Source organism: Aliivibrio fischeri, from assembly GCF_009727955.1.
In the GTDB taxonomy this organism is placed as follows: Bacteria; Pseudomonadota; Gammaproteobacteria; order Enterobacterales; family Vibrionaceae; genus Aliivibrio; species Aliivibrio fischeri_A.
In genome coordinates, this window is record NZ_WOBR01000010.1 from 182,191 (window position 1) to 198,248 (window position 16,058).

The following is a 16,058-nucleotide window of genomic DNA, read 5'->3' on the forward strand; positions in this document are numbered from 1 at the left end:
CTTAATAATATAATGCCGTTCAAAATAAACGACGATGATTTTTATAACACTTTAATATATAGGTTATCGGCAGATTTGAGATGTCTTTAACAAGTTAGTGCAAAAAAATAGACAATAATGTTACTATTCTTCGCATAAGCACCAGATAAGGTGTGTGTTGTACTAAAATTAAAGGAATTTATATGTCGCAAGCCCAGCCATTACTCGTTCGTATGATGAATACAAACATCGTTATACAAATTTTAATAGGTATTATTGCCGGTGTTGCATTGGCAACATTAGCTCCTGATTTAGCTATCTCTGCAGGACTTTTTGGTGAACTATTTGTTAGTGCATTAAAAGCCGTTGCTCCAATACTTGTATTCATTCTTGTTGCTGCTTCTATCGCTAATCAAAAGCGTGGACAAAACTCGAATATGAAACCAGTTATCGTATTATATCTTGTTGGTACGTTCTGCGCTTCATTAACTGCTGTCGTAATGAGTTTTCTTTTTCCTACCACGTTAACTCTTGTTATCGACGCAGCAACTAACACCGCTCCAGAAGGTATTGTTGAAGTCATTAATACTCTGTTATTTAAAATCATTGATAACCCAATCAATGCATTAATGACGGGTAACTTTATTGGTATTCTTGGTTGGGCAGTTGCTCTAGGCTTAGGTCTACACTCAGCTTCTGATGCTACAAAAAAAATCTTTGTTGATTTATCAAACTGTATCTCTGCAATCGTAACGGTTGTAATCCGTTTTGCACCAATCGGTATCTTCGGTCTTGTATCTCATACTTTTGCGGAAACAGGTTTTGCAGTACTTGCTGGCTACTCTCATCTGTTGGCAGTATTACTTGGTTCAATGGCGTTCATTGCTTTAATCGTAAACCCATTAATCGTTTATATCCGTACTCGCCGTAACCCTTACCCATTAGTATTCTTATGCCTACGTGAAAGTGGTGTAACTGCATTCTTCACACGAAGCTCTGCGGCAAACATCCCAGTTAACATGGCATTATGTGAGCGTCTTAACCTACATAAAGATACCTACTCTGTATCTATCCCACTAGGTGCAACCATCAACATGGCAGGTGCAGCTATCACAATCACAGTGCTAACACTTGCTGCTGTAAATACTGCAGGTGTAGAAGTTGACCTAGCAACAGCACTATTACTAAGTCTTGTAGCAGCAGTGTCTGCATGTGGTGCATCAGGTGTTGCTGGTGGCTCACTACTACTAATTCCACTGGCTTGTAGCTTATTTGGTATTTCAAATGACATTGCGATGCAAGTTGTTGCTATCGGCTTTATCATTGGTGTTGTACAAGATTCAGCAGAAACGGCTCTAAACAGTTCAACAGATGTATTGTTCACTACAGCGGCGTGTCGTAAAGCTGATAACCCATACAAGCCACTGGTTCAGCCAACTAACTAATCACTGGTTTATAAAACACATAGTAAAATGGCCGCTCGTTTGAGCGGCCATTTTTGTTTTTAAACCAACCTAAATATCTTTATGTTGATACAAATAAATAGAATACGACATAGCTAATAGAGCACATAATGTTGCAGGTATCGCTAATGTATTAATTTCTAATAATGGATAAAAATAACCGCCAATCGTACCGCCAAAAATAAATCCAAACGTAATATAAAGATATAATGCTAATCGACGATGATGAATAGGTTCCCCTTTAATCTTCATTCCAAGCATGATACCTAAATCAGTTAATACACCAGTTACATGTGTCGTTCGAACAACTGCACCACTATACGTAGTTACCAAACCATTCTGTAAACCACACGCAGCAGAAGCAAAATAGTGCCCCCATTGACTACCCTCATTAAGAACAATCATTGCAGCAAACAACAACCCACTTTCAATAATTAAAGCAAAATTATAACGACGACCAAGCTTTAATGCTGAACATCCAACGATCAAACTACTCAACGAAGAACCTAATATAAAACTAATAATAATAAATAATAAGTGCCAAGTCGTATCATTAAACCCAAGTAATTGAGTGCCTAATAATGTTGCAGTCCCTGATAAATGCGAGATAGATTGATGTTGAAAACCAAGTAAACCAACAGAGTTTGTAATGCCTGCTAATAAAGCGAGAAAGAAGGTGCCGTATTCGACCCATTTAGGAAGTTTTGAAATCACGATACATTACCTAGCCAGTAAAGAGCGTTATTCTATACCTTAGAATCAAAATGTGCATGATCTACCGCAAAATAAAAGGAAGACATTACGCCTTCCTTTTAAAGTTTATTCATTTTTGGTTATTTATTAACTATTTATAGCTGTTCGATACATTTCTATGTATTTTAATGCTGCTTTATTCCAACAAAAATCTTGTTTCATAGCATGTAATTGAACTCGTTTTACTTCATTGAGGTTTTGACTATAAAGCAACAATGAGCGCATAAGTACGAGCAATAACTCCATAGGCTCCGGATTCTTAAAGCTAAATCCTGTCGCATTTTCAACATCATCGTCGTAATTATTTACGCTGTCTTTCAACCCTCCTACTTCACGAACTATTGGTAAAGTCCCATAAGCCATGCTGTAGATCTGATTTAAACCACAAGGTTCAAATTCTGACGGCATGATAAAGAAGTCGGATCCAGCCTCTACCCAATGAGCAAGTTTATTATTATATGCTTCAACAAAAGCAAACTTATCACTATGTTCTTGCGCTATTTCTGTTAGGTGAGTTGCAAGTACGGGATCTCCAGTACCAACAATGACAAGCTGCAAATCGTTTTTCAAAAACTGCTCTAAAATAGGCAGTAAATACTGAATACCTTTTTGATTCGTCAAGCGGCAAACCATACCGTACATAGCAACGTCTTTTTGCGGTAATGAAACTTCTTGCTGCAACGCTGCCTTACATGCCTTTTTACCTCGAACCATACTTATTCGATTCGCTTTAAATTGCTTAGGAATATAACTGTCTTTTTCAGGGTTCCATTCGCTGTAATCACAGCCATTTAATATTCCAATCAAGTCCGATTCGCGATCTTGAAAATCACTTGCCATACCATGAGAACCTAGCTCAGTAAGCAGTTCTTTTGCGTAATTTGGACTCACCGCATTAATTTTATCGGCGCACTGAACCCCTGCCTTGAGCATACTAATATGCGTATGACTTATCGATGCTTCTGGAACAAAATGAGATTTAAATTCAGACAAACAAGCTATTTCATCGTAATGAAAAATACCTTTAAACACTGCATTATGAATTGATAATACACTTCGAGTTTGATGATAAAAGTCATTTCCTGCATAGCGTTTTTTCAATAGATAAGGAATAAGTCCTGTATGCCAGTCATTTGCATGAATAATATCAGGAGCCTTACCCAATAATTTAGGAAGTAAGTCTAATGTCGCAGCACTAAAGAAAGCAAAACGTTCGCCATTATCAGGATAGGCTTGATTATTTTCAGCATACATTTCAGTACGTTCAAAATAATCTCCAGATTCGATGGCAAATACTGATATTCCATCAACATTAAGCGAACGTACTTGATACGCAGTATGAGGCCAATGCTCTAATTGCGTCGTTAGAGTAATTTCAGCATCATCTCGACCAGCAATCGTCTTATAAGCAGGCATAACAATCTGAACATTATGCCCTTGCTCTTTTAATGACTTAGGTAGAGCCTTGGCAACATCTGCCAAGCCTCCACTTTTTATTAACCCGTCAACTTCAGATGCTACAAATACAATTGATAGCGTCTTAGTAACCAACTCTCTCTCCTTTAGGGATAACAACAATACCCTCATCTGATACGTGGTATTTTTTCTTATCTTCTTGAAGATTTACACCAATTTCAGTTCCAGGAGCAATATCAGCGCCTTTATCGACAATCACTCGACGCAATACGCAGCCTTTACCGACTTTCACATTACCTAAAAGAATACTTTCACTAATATCACATGCCGATGCAATATTACTTCTAAAGCCCAGTACTGATTTTTCGATACGTGAACCACGGATGTAACTACCACCACAAACAAGACTATCAATAATCTGCACTCGACCATTATCTGAATCAGAGAAGGTCGCAGGCGGTAATGGCGGGTAATAAGTATGAAGTGGCCATTTACGGTTATATAAAGAAAATGGCGCATCTTTCTTTAATAAATCCATATGAGCTTCCCAATACGATTCAATCGTACCTACATCACGCCAGTAAACCTCTTTCTTTTCACCAGTAATATGATTAGTACTGAAGTCATAAACATAAACATTGCCTTCAGGAAACATTTTAGGAATGATGTCTTTACCGAAATCATGTGAAGAGTCGTCAAGCGCAGCATCATGAATCAATTCTTTACACAAACTTTCTGCTTCAAAAATGTAATTCCCCATTGATACCAAAGCGATGCCTGGTTGGCCTGGAATGCATTTAGGATTGGACGGTTTTTCCTCAAAGCCGATCATTTTGCCATGTTCATCAACTTCAATAACACCGAATCCAGAAGCATCTTTTGCAGGCATACGTAGTGCCGATACCGTTAATGCTGCTTTTTTCTTTTTATGAAAATCGAGCATTTGGCGAATATCCATTTTATAAATATGATCAGAACCAAAAATACATACGTGCTCTGGATCCGTTGATTCTATAAAACTGATATTTTGATATATCGCATCAGCCGTTCCTTCATACCAACGCTTACCTGTTCGCATTTGAGCAGGAACGGGATCAATAAAACGGTCTGTTATTCCATTCACATTCCAACCTTTTTTCATATGTTGAAAAAGCGATTGAGATTTAAATTGAGTTAATACATAAATTCGCATTAAATCTGCATTTACAAAATTATTTAATGCAAAATCAATTAAACGATAACTGCCACCAAATGGTACTGCAGGTTTTGTACGTGATTCCGTTAATGGGCGTAGACGTGAGCCTTCGCCACCAGCCAAAATCATCCCTAATACACCAGCCATGTGTTCTCCCTGAGATTATTATTAATATAGATAGAATTTCTTGAATTCTTTATTTTGAGATTAAGTTAACATAATTTTTTTACAAATCTGTGAAATGTTTCATTTATATTCACTTGCAAAATAGATTCATTCAATACTGTGCTCTAGCTCAATCTTTAGCCCACAAGCAACACAATTAGTTAACATTACATTTACCAAGCCAATATATCATCATGCATACTTTAAAATATGTATTGAAACTTAACTATCTCAGTGCAATGATTTAAATACATTCGCTTTCAGGAAGAATAGATATGGCAGTAAGTCTTTTTAAGCAGTTGCAAACAGTTTGGGATTACCATCTTGTAAATCAAGAAGTTAAGAAATCAGATGCTATTTTTGTTTTATGTAGCTACGATCTGAGAGTGGCTGAACACGCAGCTCAGCTTTATTTAGATGGTTATGCTCCGTTGATTATTTTTTCAGGGGCACAAGGCCGAGCAACAGAAGGATTGTTCACATTAAGTGAAGCAGAAACGTTTGCAAATGTAGCGAAAGACATGGGGGTTCCCTCCTCTGCAATTATCCTTGAAACAAAAGCAACAAACACTGGTGAAAATATCTTTTTCACTCAAGCATTATTAAAAGAAAAAAACATCTCTGTTTCATCGCTTCTTTTAGTTCAAAAGCCTTATATGGAACGTCGATTATTGGCGACATTCTTAAAAAACTGGAATGATATAGAATTCTGTATAAGCTCTCCTAATATTAGTTTTATCAATTACCCTACCGATGAAATTACATTTGACCATATCGCAAGTATTATATTAGGCGAGTTACATCGTTTAAAAGTTTATCCCACATTAGGTTATCAAGAAGCACAAGAAATACCTGATGAAGTATGGCATGCATTCGAAAATTTAACTCAACTTGGATTTGATGAATATTTATTACCTAACGATTAATTAATACCAAGTGAAATAAAACCTGATCATTCTTTCTATTAATAAAAAAGCCCTAAATCAAAAACTGACTTAGGGCTTTTTTCATTCATACTTTGTTATTTTAAACGATAAAAAACAGTAGAAAGTGGTGGTAATGTAATAATGATAGATTGAGTAAGCCCTTGAGATTCAACTTGTTCTGTAGATACATTACTTACAACAGAGTAATCACTGCCACCGTAAAAATGAGCATCACTGTTTAAAATCAATTCATACTCACCTGCGATTGGCATCCCTAAACGGAACCCCTCTCTTGGGGCTGGCGTAAAGTTACTGACAACCAAGATTCGTTCGCCATTATCACCCAAACGTTCATGAGCTAATACACTCATTTCAGCTTCATCTTGTAGTCGCCACTCAAAACCAGCAGGCTCACAATCTTTTTGATAAAGTGCAGGCTCTGTTGTGTATAATTTATTTAAATCACGCACTAACGATTGCATGCCAGAATGACGTTCAAATTGAGTTAAGAACCACTGTAATTGACCATCATGATCCCACTCTGCACTTTGAGCTATTTCAGCCCCCATGAAATTTAATTTCTTACCCGGCTGACCATACATATACCCCATATAGGCACGTAAGTTTGCCGTTTTTTGCCATTCATCACCAGGCATTTTATCTAAAATAGATCCTTTACCATACACAACTTCATCATGTGAAAGTGAAAGAACAAAGTTTTCACTAAATGCGTAAACTAGCGGGAAAGTAATGGTATCGTGATGATATTTTCGATGAATTGGGTCTTCTTGAATGTAATTTAAGCTGTCATGCATCCAACCCATGTTCCATTTAAAACCAAAACCTAAACCGCCAGCAAAAGTAGGTGCAGAAACCCCAGGGAAAGCCGTCGATTCTTCAGCAATGGTCATCGCATTCGGAAAATGAGAGTAAACTTCTTCATTCATCCACTTTAATAAAGCGATAGCCCCATGGTTATGGTTTCCCCCTTCCCAGTTAGGGATCCATTCGCCATCATTACGCGAATAATCAAGGTAAAGCATTGATGCTACAGCATCGACACGTAAACCATCGATATGGAAATGCTCAAACCAATATAAAGCATTAGAAACTAAAAATTCACGCACATGAGCTTGATCATAATTATAGATAAAGCTCTGCCAATCATTGTGCCACCCACGACGAGGGTCTGGATCATTAAACAAGGATGTTCCATCAAAATTGGCCAAACCATGAGAATCAGATGGGAAATGAGCAGGAACCCAATCTAATACTACACCGATGCCAACTTGGTGGCATTGATCGACAAAATATTTGAAATCATCAGGCGTACCAAAACGACTCGTTGGTGAAAATAACCCAATTGGTTGATAGCCCCATGAACCATAAAACGGATGTTCTGATACAGGCATTAATTCGATATGCGTATAACCCATATCTAAAATATAAGGAATTAATTGCTCGGCTAATTCACGATAGGTTAAGAAATCGCCATTTTCATTTCTCTTCCAAGACCCTGCATGCAGTTCATAGAATGAAAGCGCTTCTTTTTGCTTTTCAGTTACTGGTCTTTGCTGCCATTTGGCATCATTCCACTGATAAGAGGTTTGATCATATACCACTGATGCAAATGATGGATATTGCTCATTATGAGCTCCATAAGGATCCATTTTATGAGGAAGTGATTCGCCACTTGGTCCTTTTAACTCAAATTTATACTTAGTACCAACAGCATGTTCAGGTATAAATAACGCCCAAAGTCCGTTATCTATCCGTTGCATAATATGACGACGACCATCCCACTGGTTAAAATCACCAATAACGCTAGCTGAAGAGGCATTAGGAGCAAAGACTAAATAGCGAACGCCTTGAATTTGCTTACCTTCACGAACAACGCTAAATAGATGCGCACCTAAATGGTTATACATCTCTTTTGGTGTATGAACTTGCGCATCCGTAGGGGAAATATTGTGGTATTGATATGGGTCATCAAGAATTTGTTCCGTTCCATTCCAATCGATAATTAATTGATAATGAACTTCTGTCATATCAATGCTTTCATTTAATACAAAAACACCTGAATGTTTCGGGTCTGAAAGCAATTGATATTCAGCATGGTCAGCTAGTCGTACTTTTACCGATGTGGCGCCTGGAAGCCAAACTCGTAGTGCAATAGTTTGACTTTGATATTGTGGACCTAGAAAAGAAAATGGATCAGAAAAAGCAGCCCTTTCGAGCTGCATGTAGATGTCCTTTTCTTTACGTTCAACAAGTAAGTTCAACGTAAATACTCCTTTTATTTTTGACTTGCTTGAGCGCGAATGTCGGTTAGTCGTTTGGTTAATTCATTAACCTGTGGACGATTAAAAATGTCGTCCAGAGTAACAGACAATTTACGACGCCAGTTTGGATATTCATTTACCGTTCCCGGTATGTTAACTGGTTTATCCATCTCTAGCCAATCTTCAAGCTGTAAACTGAGAAGTGTGCTCGATCCCGCTGCAAGATGACATTGCAACGCATCGCTTAAGTATCTATCCATAGGAACAAACGAAGCATCACGTCCCACACCTTCTGGTAAGTAGCCATGGAAATCAACGCTGTTTAAGATCTCTTGTTTTGATTCTGCACGAGTATTAAACAATTCTTTTAATTGCTCAGGATCAGGATATAAACCAATCTCTTCACCCATTTTTAAATCATCACAATGCCAGAAGCCACGTAACGTTGGCATATCGTGTGTACATAAAGCCGACATTGATTGCTCTTGGTAATGCGTTGGTGAGTAGAAACCACCATCTTCAGCTGTTTCAAAGAAGAACACTTTGTACGAGTGAATCCCTGCATCAGCAAGTAAGTCAACAATCTCATCTGGAACCGTACCAAGATCTTCACCAATCACAGAACACTGGTAACGATGGCTTTCTAAAGCAAGAATTGACAGCATATCTTCTACAGGATAGTGCATGTAAGCACCTTTCGTTGCATCCTCACCTTTAGGGATCCACCACAGGCGTAATAAGCCTAATACGTGGTCAATTCGAAGAGCACCACACGCTTTCATGTTGGCACGTAGTAATTGAACATATGCTTCGTAACTTGTCTCTTTTAACACATGAGGATTTAACGGTGGTAAACCCCAGTTTTGTCCTAATGGCCCTAAGATATCTGGTGGTGCACCAATGCTTACATCCAGACATAGATTACCGTGGTCAGCCCATGTTTCAGAACCTGAATCAGCCACACCTACAGCTAAATCACGATACAAACCAACATCCATACCTTTGTTTTCAGCAAATTGTTGAACATCGTTAATCTGAGTAAATGCCACCCACTGCAAATACATATACAAATCGACTTGATCACGGTTATCCGTAATGTATTTTTGTACCGCTTTATTATCAAAATGCTGTAGTTCATTAGGGAATACAGGCCAACCCCAAACGCTGTTATCTTGGCTGTATAAACTATTATGTAAAGCATCAAATGCAGCTTGATGTAATAAGCTCTCTCCGCCTTCTGCAACAAATTCTAAAAATGCTTTTGCTCGTGCGCTTTTCTTATCTAAATGACGAGTTTTAAACTCTTTAAATAACAATGGAAGCACACTCATTTTTAACGCAGAAACTTCAGAATAGTTCACCCAATGAGACTGACGCGCATCCGCTAAACGTTGTTGGAATTCTGCACTGCCAACCAATTCTTGCGCTTGATTACACAATGCGAATTCAGGCACTGAACACACATCGATATATAAAATGTTTAACCAACGACGAGACGATGGGCTGTATGGGCTCGCACCTTCAGGGTTTGCAGGAAACAATGAGTGAATTGGGTTTAGACCAACAAAATCACCACCACGAACCGCAATATCACCTACTAGTTGCTTAAGATCGCCAAAATCACCAATCCCCCAGTTATGTGCGGTTCTCAATGTGTATAATTGCACACTTGGGCCCCACATTTTTTTGCCTTTATGCATCGCTTCTTGTTTGAAACACGCTTGAGGTGTCACAATTAATGTCATTTCATAAGGCGCTTTACGACGCTTACGAATCACCTCTAATTTATGATACCCCCACGGTAAAGTTGGCAAAGAGAATAACAATGTACCATCATTTTCACGCTCATCAGAAACGATTTGAGACTGTAAGTATCCTTCTAATACTTCACCTTCTTCAGTAGTAATTTTCCAACTAAATTCACTGATACGAGCACTTTTACCAAGATTCATTTCTACTTGAAGTGGTTCACTATCACGAACAACTTGTACGGTAGAAAGTACGTCTTTTTTATGTTTCTTTTCAGCAGAACTTAAGAGTGTTTTATCATTCTTAGTGTCATAACCTAAAGAAGCCAGTAGACGAATTAAGGTTTCATCACTGACTTTTGCTTCATTGCCCCAAGCACTTACATAGCTATTTTTTAACCCTGCCAGTTCTGCGACTTGATGGAGTACATTGTTATTATCTTTCATCGCTTTTCTCCAAGGGCAGCACAACACTGCCCTCATATTATAATTTTATTAATTAACGGTTTACTGATTCCAGTTTCCAAATGTTATTCACATAATCTCGGATACTGCGGTCTGAACTGAATTTACCAACCAAAGCAGTGTTTAAAATAGCCATTTTCGCCCACTGTTTTTGGTCACGGTATGCTGCATCAATGTCGTTCTGAGCACGAACATAATCAGCGAAGTCCGCAAGAACTAAGTATGGGTCGCCGCCATACAATAAGTTATCGCGTATTGCAGATAGAAGACCCATTTGACCCGGAGTGAATTCATCCCCTGCTAATAAATCTAATGATGCTTGTAATAATGAATCAGCTTCATAATATTTGTATGGGTTGTAACCTGATGCTTTTAACGCCTCAACTTCATCAACTTCTAAACCAAAGATGAAGATATTTTCGTCACCTACTTCTTCACGGATCTCAACGTTTGCACCATCCATCGTACCAACAGTCAATGCACCATTAAGCGCCATTTTCATGTTACCTGTACCAGATGCTTCTTTACCTGCGGTAGAGATTTGCTCAGATACATCCGCTGCTGGAATGATGATTTCAGCCATACTCACACGGTAATCAGGAATGAAAACAACTTTTAGTAAATCAGACACACGAGGATCGTTATTTACTTTCTCAGCTACTTTATTGATAGCAAAAATGATCTCTTTTGCTAAGTGATAGCCCGGTGCGGCTTTTGCTGCAAAGAAGAACACTCGTGGGTGCATATCAAAACCAGGTTCATTCAATATGCGGTGGTATAAAGAAAGAATATTTAATAAATCTAAATGCTGACGCTTGTATTCATGAAGACGCTTAATTTGCACATCAAAGATCGCATCGGTATTTAGTTCAATACCCATGTTCTCTTGTACCCAATCCGCCAAACGTTGTTTGTTTTGTTTTTTCACTGCCATGAATTCTTTTTGGAATTTCTCATCATCGGCAAAAACAGCAATGTCACTTAGTTGATCAAGATGTGCAGGCCACTCATTCCCAATTTTTCCAGAAATAAGGTTTGAAAGACCAGGGTTACAGAATTTCAGCCAACGACGAGGAGTAACACCATTAGTTACGTTCGTCAGTTTTCCTGGGAAATATTCATTAAACTCTGGGAATAAATCACGCTTAACTAACTCAGAATGAAGTGCTGCCACACCATTTACGGCATAAGATGAAACCACACATAAATTCGCCATGCGAACCATGCGATGTGTGCCTTCTTCGATGATTGATAACTTGCGTAATTTATCAACATCACCAGGCCACTTCAGTTTCACGCCTTCTAAGAATAGGTAGTTAATCTGATAAATGATTTCCATGTGACGAGGTAAAAGTCGAGAAATGAGTGATTCACTCCATGTCTCTAGTGCTTCAGGTAATAACGTGTGGTTGGTATAAGCAAACGTGTTTGAACAGATTTCCCATGCCGCATCCCACGATAAACCACGTACATCGATAAGTACGCGCATTAACTCAGGAATACCAATTGTTGGGTGTGTATCGTTTAATTGGATCGTTTCATATTTAGAAAGATCTTCAATCTTATGACCCGCAGCATCATGACGACGTAAAATATCAGCGATAGAACATGCACAGTGGAAATACTGTTGCATCAAACGTAATGTTTTGCCTTTCTCGTGGTTATCATTTGGATACAGAACTTTCGTTACGTTACCAGCATCAATTAAAGCGTGCTGTGCTTCAAAGTAATCGCCATTATTAAAACTTGCAAGGCTGAATGGTGCTTTTGCACGACATTCCCACAAACGTAATGGATAAACTGTATCACTTTGGTAACCAACAATTGGTAAATCCCAAGGCATACCTTCAACAGACATACCTGGCACCCAACGACGTTTCTCTTGACCATTTTCAGTGTAGGTTTCTACATGGCCATAAAAACCAACGTGTTGTGCAAAATCAGGACGAGCCACTTCCCAAGGATAGCCTTCTACACCACACCACGCATCAGGCGCTTCTTTTTGGCGGCCATCTTCAAAAGATTGGCGGAACAAACCGTACTCATAATGCAAACCGTAGCCAATCGCTGGATATTCTTGCGCAGCTAATGAATCCATAAAACACGCAGCTAAACGGCCAAGACCACCATTGCCTAATGCAGGATCACGCTCTTCTTCTAATAAATCCGTTAAATTATAACCAAGCTCACCCATCGCTTCAGTGATCTCTTCATAAAGACCCATACTGATTAGGTTGTTTCCTGTTAGACGTCCAATTAAAAACTCTAAAGATAGGTAGTTTACGCTGCGTGCGTTTTTAATTTTTTCATCATTTTCTGTCGCAACAAGATCAAATGTCGTTAATTCAGCTAGAGCTTTACCCATTGCTAAATACCATACTTTAGCACTCGCTGTTTTTTCATCTGCAGCGAATGTTGTCACTAAGTGCTGCTTTACAGAGGCTTTAAACGCCGCTTTATCGAATTTCTCTATGTTATTCGTTTTCATCTTAAATCTCTCACGAAGGTTCATAATCAACTGTTATCAATCCTGCCTTGTTCGTATAAGAGTCACATCCTCCTTTTTGGGGGATGAGATAAGGGTGAGATAAAGGCGTAGTCCTAATTAATCAAATAACGTGTGACACGACTCAAAGTTTGTAGGCTGACAGTAAAAACCCGCGTGATATTGGACACGTTTTTACAGCATAAAAAACAAAATGATAACAAGGTCACAAATTTAAAGATTAAATAAAACTATTTAAAAAACGTATTAAATAAAACTCATGTATAAATTCATCAAGATAAAAATAAAGGTTTGATCACATTTATAGGGCGTAGTGGATAGATTAAATCTCATTATTGGGGATAATCAGCTCAGTATTTTTTAAAAGAACAATAATTATGTTAATACCATCGAAACTGCATTTTCCAAGACGATTACATAATGCCATTCTCCGTCAACGTGTTTTAGATACGCTAGAGAATGCGATGCATTACAAACTTGTTTTATTTCGATCTCCGGCTGGCTACGGAAAAACAACCATGGCTGCACAGTGGTTATCAGACAAAGACGCTACTGGTTGGTATAGCCTAGATGAGAGTGATAATGATGAATATAAATTTGCAAAATACTTTGTACAAACAATAAGTAATGCAACTCATACTGAATTATCTCACTCCAAAGCGTTAACTGAAAAACGTCAATTTGCTTCATTATCAAGCTTATTTTCGCAAGTATTTACTGAGCTAATCTCGTTTCAAGATGAAGCTTATATCGTTCTCGACGATTACCACTTAATTACCAATGACACCATTCACCTTGGTCTAAAATTCTTCTTAAAACACCTTCCAGACAATTTGACACTGGTAATAACAAGTCGCTCTCAGCCACCTCTAAATACAGCAAATCTACGTGTGAGAGACTTATTAATTGAAATTGATAATCAAAGTTTAGCATTTGACCAATCAGAAACATCTCTATTTTTCAATCAACGTCTAAACGAAAATATTGACCAAGAAGCCATTACTCATGTTCGTGAACATGTTGAAGGCTGGCCATCTGCACTCCAATTGATTGCACTGCACAGTATTCAAAACAATCAATCTTTAAATAATTCAGCACAAGTCATGGCGCAATTAAACCATGCGCATTTATGGGATTATTTAGCGGAAGAAGTGTTTGATCATTTGGATCAAGAAACGCAACAATTTTTAATGCGTTGTGCTGTTTTTGATCATTTTAATACCACACTACTATCCAAAGTAACGCAACGGAAAGATGCGCAGTTGCTTATTGAAAATCTAAACCGATTTGGATTGTTTATTAACACAAATGGTGAGCAAGGTGATTGGTATAAATTCCATAATCTCTTTGCTGAGTTCTTAACCCATCAAAGACAAAACCACCTAGCACATGAAGAAATTGATCTACAAAAATACGCAGCAGAAGCTTGGCTTGAACATGACAATATATATCAAGCACTTCGTCATGCTAAAAACGCCAAAGATGATATTCTGATCGCTAATATACTTACGCAACATGGCTGGCATTTATTTAATAATGGGGAACTTTCTTTATTAGAAACCACCATTTCAGATCTTCGTCCTGAGGTATTATTTACCTCTCCTCGCCTTGTTATTATTCGCGCATGGTTAGCTCAAAGCCAACATAATTATCTACAAGTGGATGATCTACTTTCTGAAGCCCAAAGAGAAATGGCAGATCGCAACATTGTTCTTGATAGACATATGCAAGGAGAGATTGATGCACTTCGAGCACAGGTTGCTATCAATAAAAATGAACCTGAAGCTGCACTTGCCTTTGCAGAAAAAGCACTTGAAGAGTTAGAAACCAATAAATACCGCAGCCGCATCGTCGCAACATCTGTTATTGGTGAATATCACCACGTTTCAGGAAACCTTGCACAAGCACTCGCTCTAATGCAGCAAACTGAAAAAATGGCCATGACCTATGGCATTTATCATCAAGCTTTGTGGGCAATCTTACAACAAAGTGAGATTTTAATGGCACAAGGGTTTATGCAAGCGGCTTTTGATCTTCAAGATAATGGATTCAAATTAATTGAAGACCAAGATTTACACCAGTTGCCATTGCATGAATTTTTACTTCGCTCTCGTGCACAAATTTACTGGTTCTGGTTCCGTTTTGATGAAGCTGAACAATGTACTTGGAAAGGCTTAGATGTTCTTTCTCCTTTTGATGAAACAAAACATTTACGTGGCTATTCAATGCTTGCACGCTTGGCCGTTGCTCGTGGTGAACTCGATAAAGCTGAACGATATCTAGATAAATGCCAACAGCTACTTGGACAATCTGATTATCATATTGACTGGAAAGCAAATGCCTCTTCAGCTCAACTTTTCTATTGGCAAGCGAAAAATAATTCAGAAGCCATTCAATATTGGTTAGCCCAAGCAGAAAGACCAGAAACTCGCTGTAATCACTTTACCCAACTGCAATGGCGCAACATTGCACGAGCTCAATTCCACCTAGGTGATATTGATACTGCAATTGAAACACTACAAACATCTCAGGCTATTGCTCAACAACATAAATTGCTCACCGATATCAATCGTAATGCGATCTTAGCTGCAATATTACTGTATGAAAATAAACAGATTGATGAAGCGGTTGAAGCAATGCACCTTGCAATTAAGCAATCAAACCAAACTGGAATCATCGGTAGTTTCTTAATGGCGGGACGAAACGTTTTAAAACCACTTGGAAAATTACAACAAAAAGGTAATGTTACTGAGCTTGAAAAACATCGAATTGAACAATTACAGAAAGCACTCTCAAACAATGAACGCTCTCGCTCTGCGCATTTTGACGAAGCTTTTATTGAAAAAGTATTAAATACACCAGAGGTTCCCGAACTAATAAGAACGAGCCCACTCACCCATCGTGAATGGCAAGTGTTAGGTCTTATTTATTCTGGCTTTAGTAATGAACAAATTGCAGCTGAATTTGATGTCGCACCAACAACAATTAAAACTCACATTCGTAATTTGTATCAAAAACTGAATCTTCCAAATCGAAAAGCCGCTATCGCTATGGCTGACGAATTAGTAGGAATGATGAAGTAATCAAATTTACGACATTTTTTACACAGAACTTATGTATAATCATGCCATCTTCATGCATTGTGCATAAGTTTTTTATT

General features: G+C 38.2%; 9 protein-coding genes. 3 read left to right on the top strand and 6 right to left on the bottom strand.

What is annotated here, in order from left to right:
- Window positions 1-182: 182 nt before the first annotated feature.
- Window positions 183-1,424, top strand: coding sequence for a serine/threonine transporter SstT (gene sstT / locus GNP81_RS14005; protein WP_005423208.1), 1,242 nt, complete (start codon window positions 183-185; stop codon window positions 1,422-1,424).
- Between the two features lie 69 nt (window positions 1,425-1,493).
- Here the strand turns inward: sstT and GNP81_RS14010 are convergent, their stop codons facing one another.
- The 3 genes from GNP81_RS14010 to glgC form a co-directional block, all read right to left on the bottom strand.
- Window positions 1,494-2,156, bottom strand: coding sequence for a YoaK family protein (locus tag GNP81_RS14010; protein WP_336495485.1), 663 nt, complete (start codon window positions 2,154-2,156; stop codon window positions 1,494-1,496).
- Window positions 2,157-2,282: 126 nt separating this feature from the next.
- The gene (gene glgA / locus GNP81_RS14015) at window positions 2,283-3,746 is read right to left on the bottom strand and encodes a glycogen synthase GlgA (RefSeq protein WP_196587356.1); all 1,464 of its coding nucleotides are present in this window, start codon (window positions 3,744-3,746) and stop codon (window positions 2,283-2,285) included.
- Entirely contained in the window at window positions 3,736-4,953 is a 1,218-nt protein-coding gene (glgC, locus tag GNP81_RS14020) for a glucose-1-phosphate adenylyltransferase (RefSeq protein WP_155673834.1), read from the bottom strand. The genes glgA and glgC overlap by 11 nt, the downstream gene beginning before the upstream one ends.
- Window positions 4,954-5,246: 293 nt before the next feature.
- On the opposite strand from glgC, the gene GNP81_RS14025 reads away from it, so the two are divergent.
- Entirely contained in the window at window positions 5,247-5,897 is a 651-nt protein-coding gene (locus GNP81_RS14025) for a YdcF family protein (RefSeq protein WP_155672484.1), read from the top strand.
- A 95-nt stretch (window positions 5,898-5,992) separates the two neighbouring features.
- Here GNP81_RS14025 and glgB read toward each other — a convergent pair whose 3' ends face one another.
- Genes glgB through GNP81_RS14040 form a run of 3 tightly spaced genes read right to left on the bottom strand, consistent with a single transcriptional unit; the run spans window position 5,993 to window position 12,880 of the window.
- Window positions 5,993-8,140: a 1,4-alpha-glucan branching protein GlgB gene (glgB, locus tag GNP81_RS14030; RefSeq protein ID WP_155673980.1), complete on the bottom strand. Its 2,148-nt coding sequence runs from the start codon at window positions 8,138-8,140 to the stop codon at window positions 5,993-5,995.
- A 53-nt stretch (window positions 8,141-8,193) separates the two neighbouring features.
- Complete coding sequence (malQ, locus tag GNP81_RS14035) at window positions 8,194-10,374, bottom strand: 4-alpha-glucanotransferase (protein ID WP_196587357.1); 2,181 nt, start codon at window positions 10,372-10,374, stop codon at window positions 8,194-8,196.
- Window positions 10,375-10,426: 52 nt separating this feature from the next.
- The gene (locus GNP81_RS14040) at window positions 10,427-12,880 is read right to left on the bottom strand and encodes a glycogen/starch/alpha-glucan phosphorylase (protein ID WP_155652029.1); all 2,454 of its coding nucleotides are present in this window, start codon (window positions 12,878-12,880) and stop codon (window positions 10,427-10,429) included.
- Window positions 12,881-13,275: 395 nt separating this feature from the next.
- Here GNP81_RS14040 and malT point away from each other — a divergent pair, with 395 nt between their 5' ends.
- Window positions 13,276-15,981 carry an HTH-type transcriptional regulator MalT gene (gene malT / locus GNP81_RS14045; RefSeq protein ID WP_155673836.1) on the top strand — a complete coding sequence of 902 codons (2,706 nt, stop codon included), beginning with the start codon at window positions 13,276-13,278 and terminating at the stop codon, window positions 15,979-15,981.
- Window positions 15,982-16,058 lie beyond the last annotated feature (77 nt).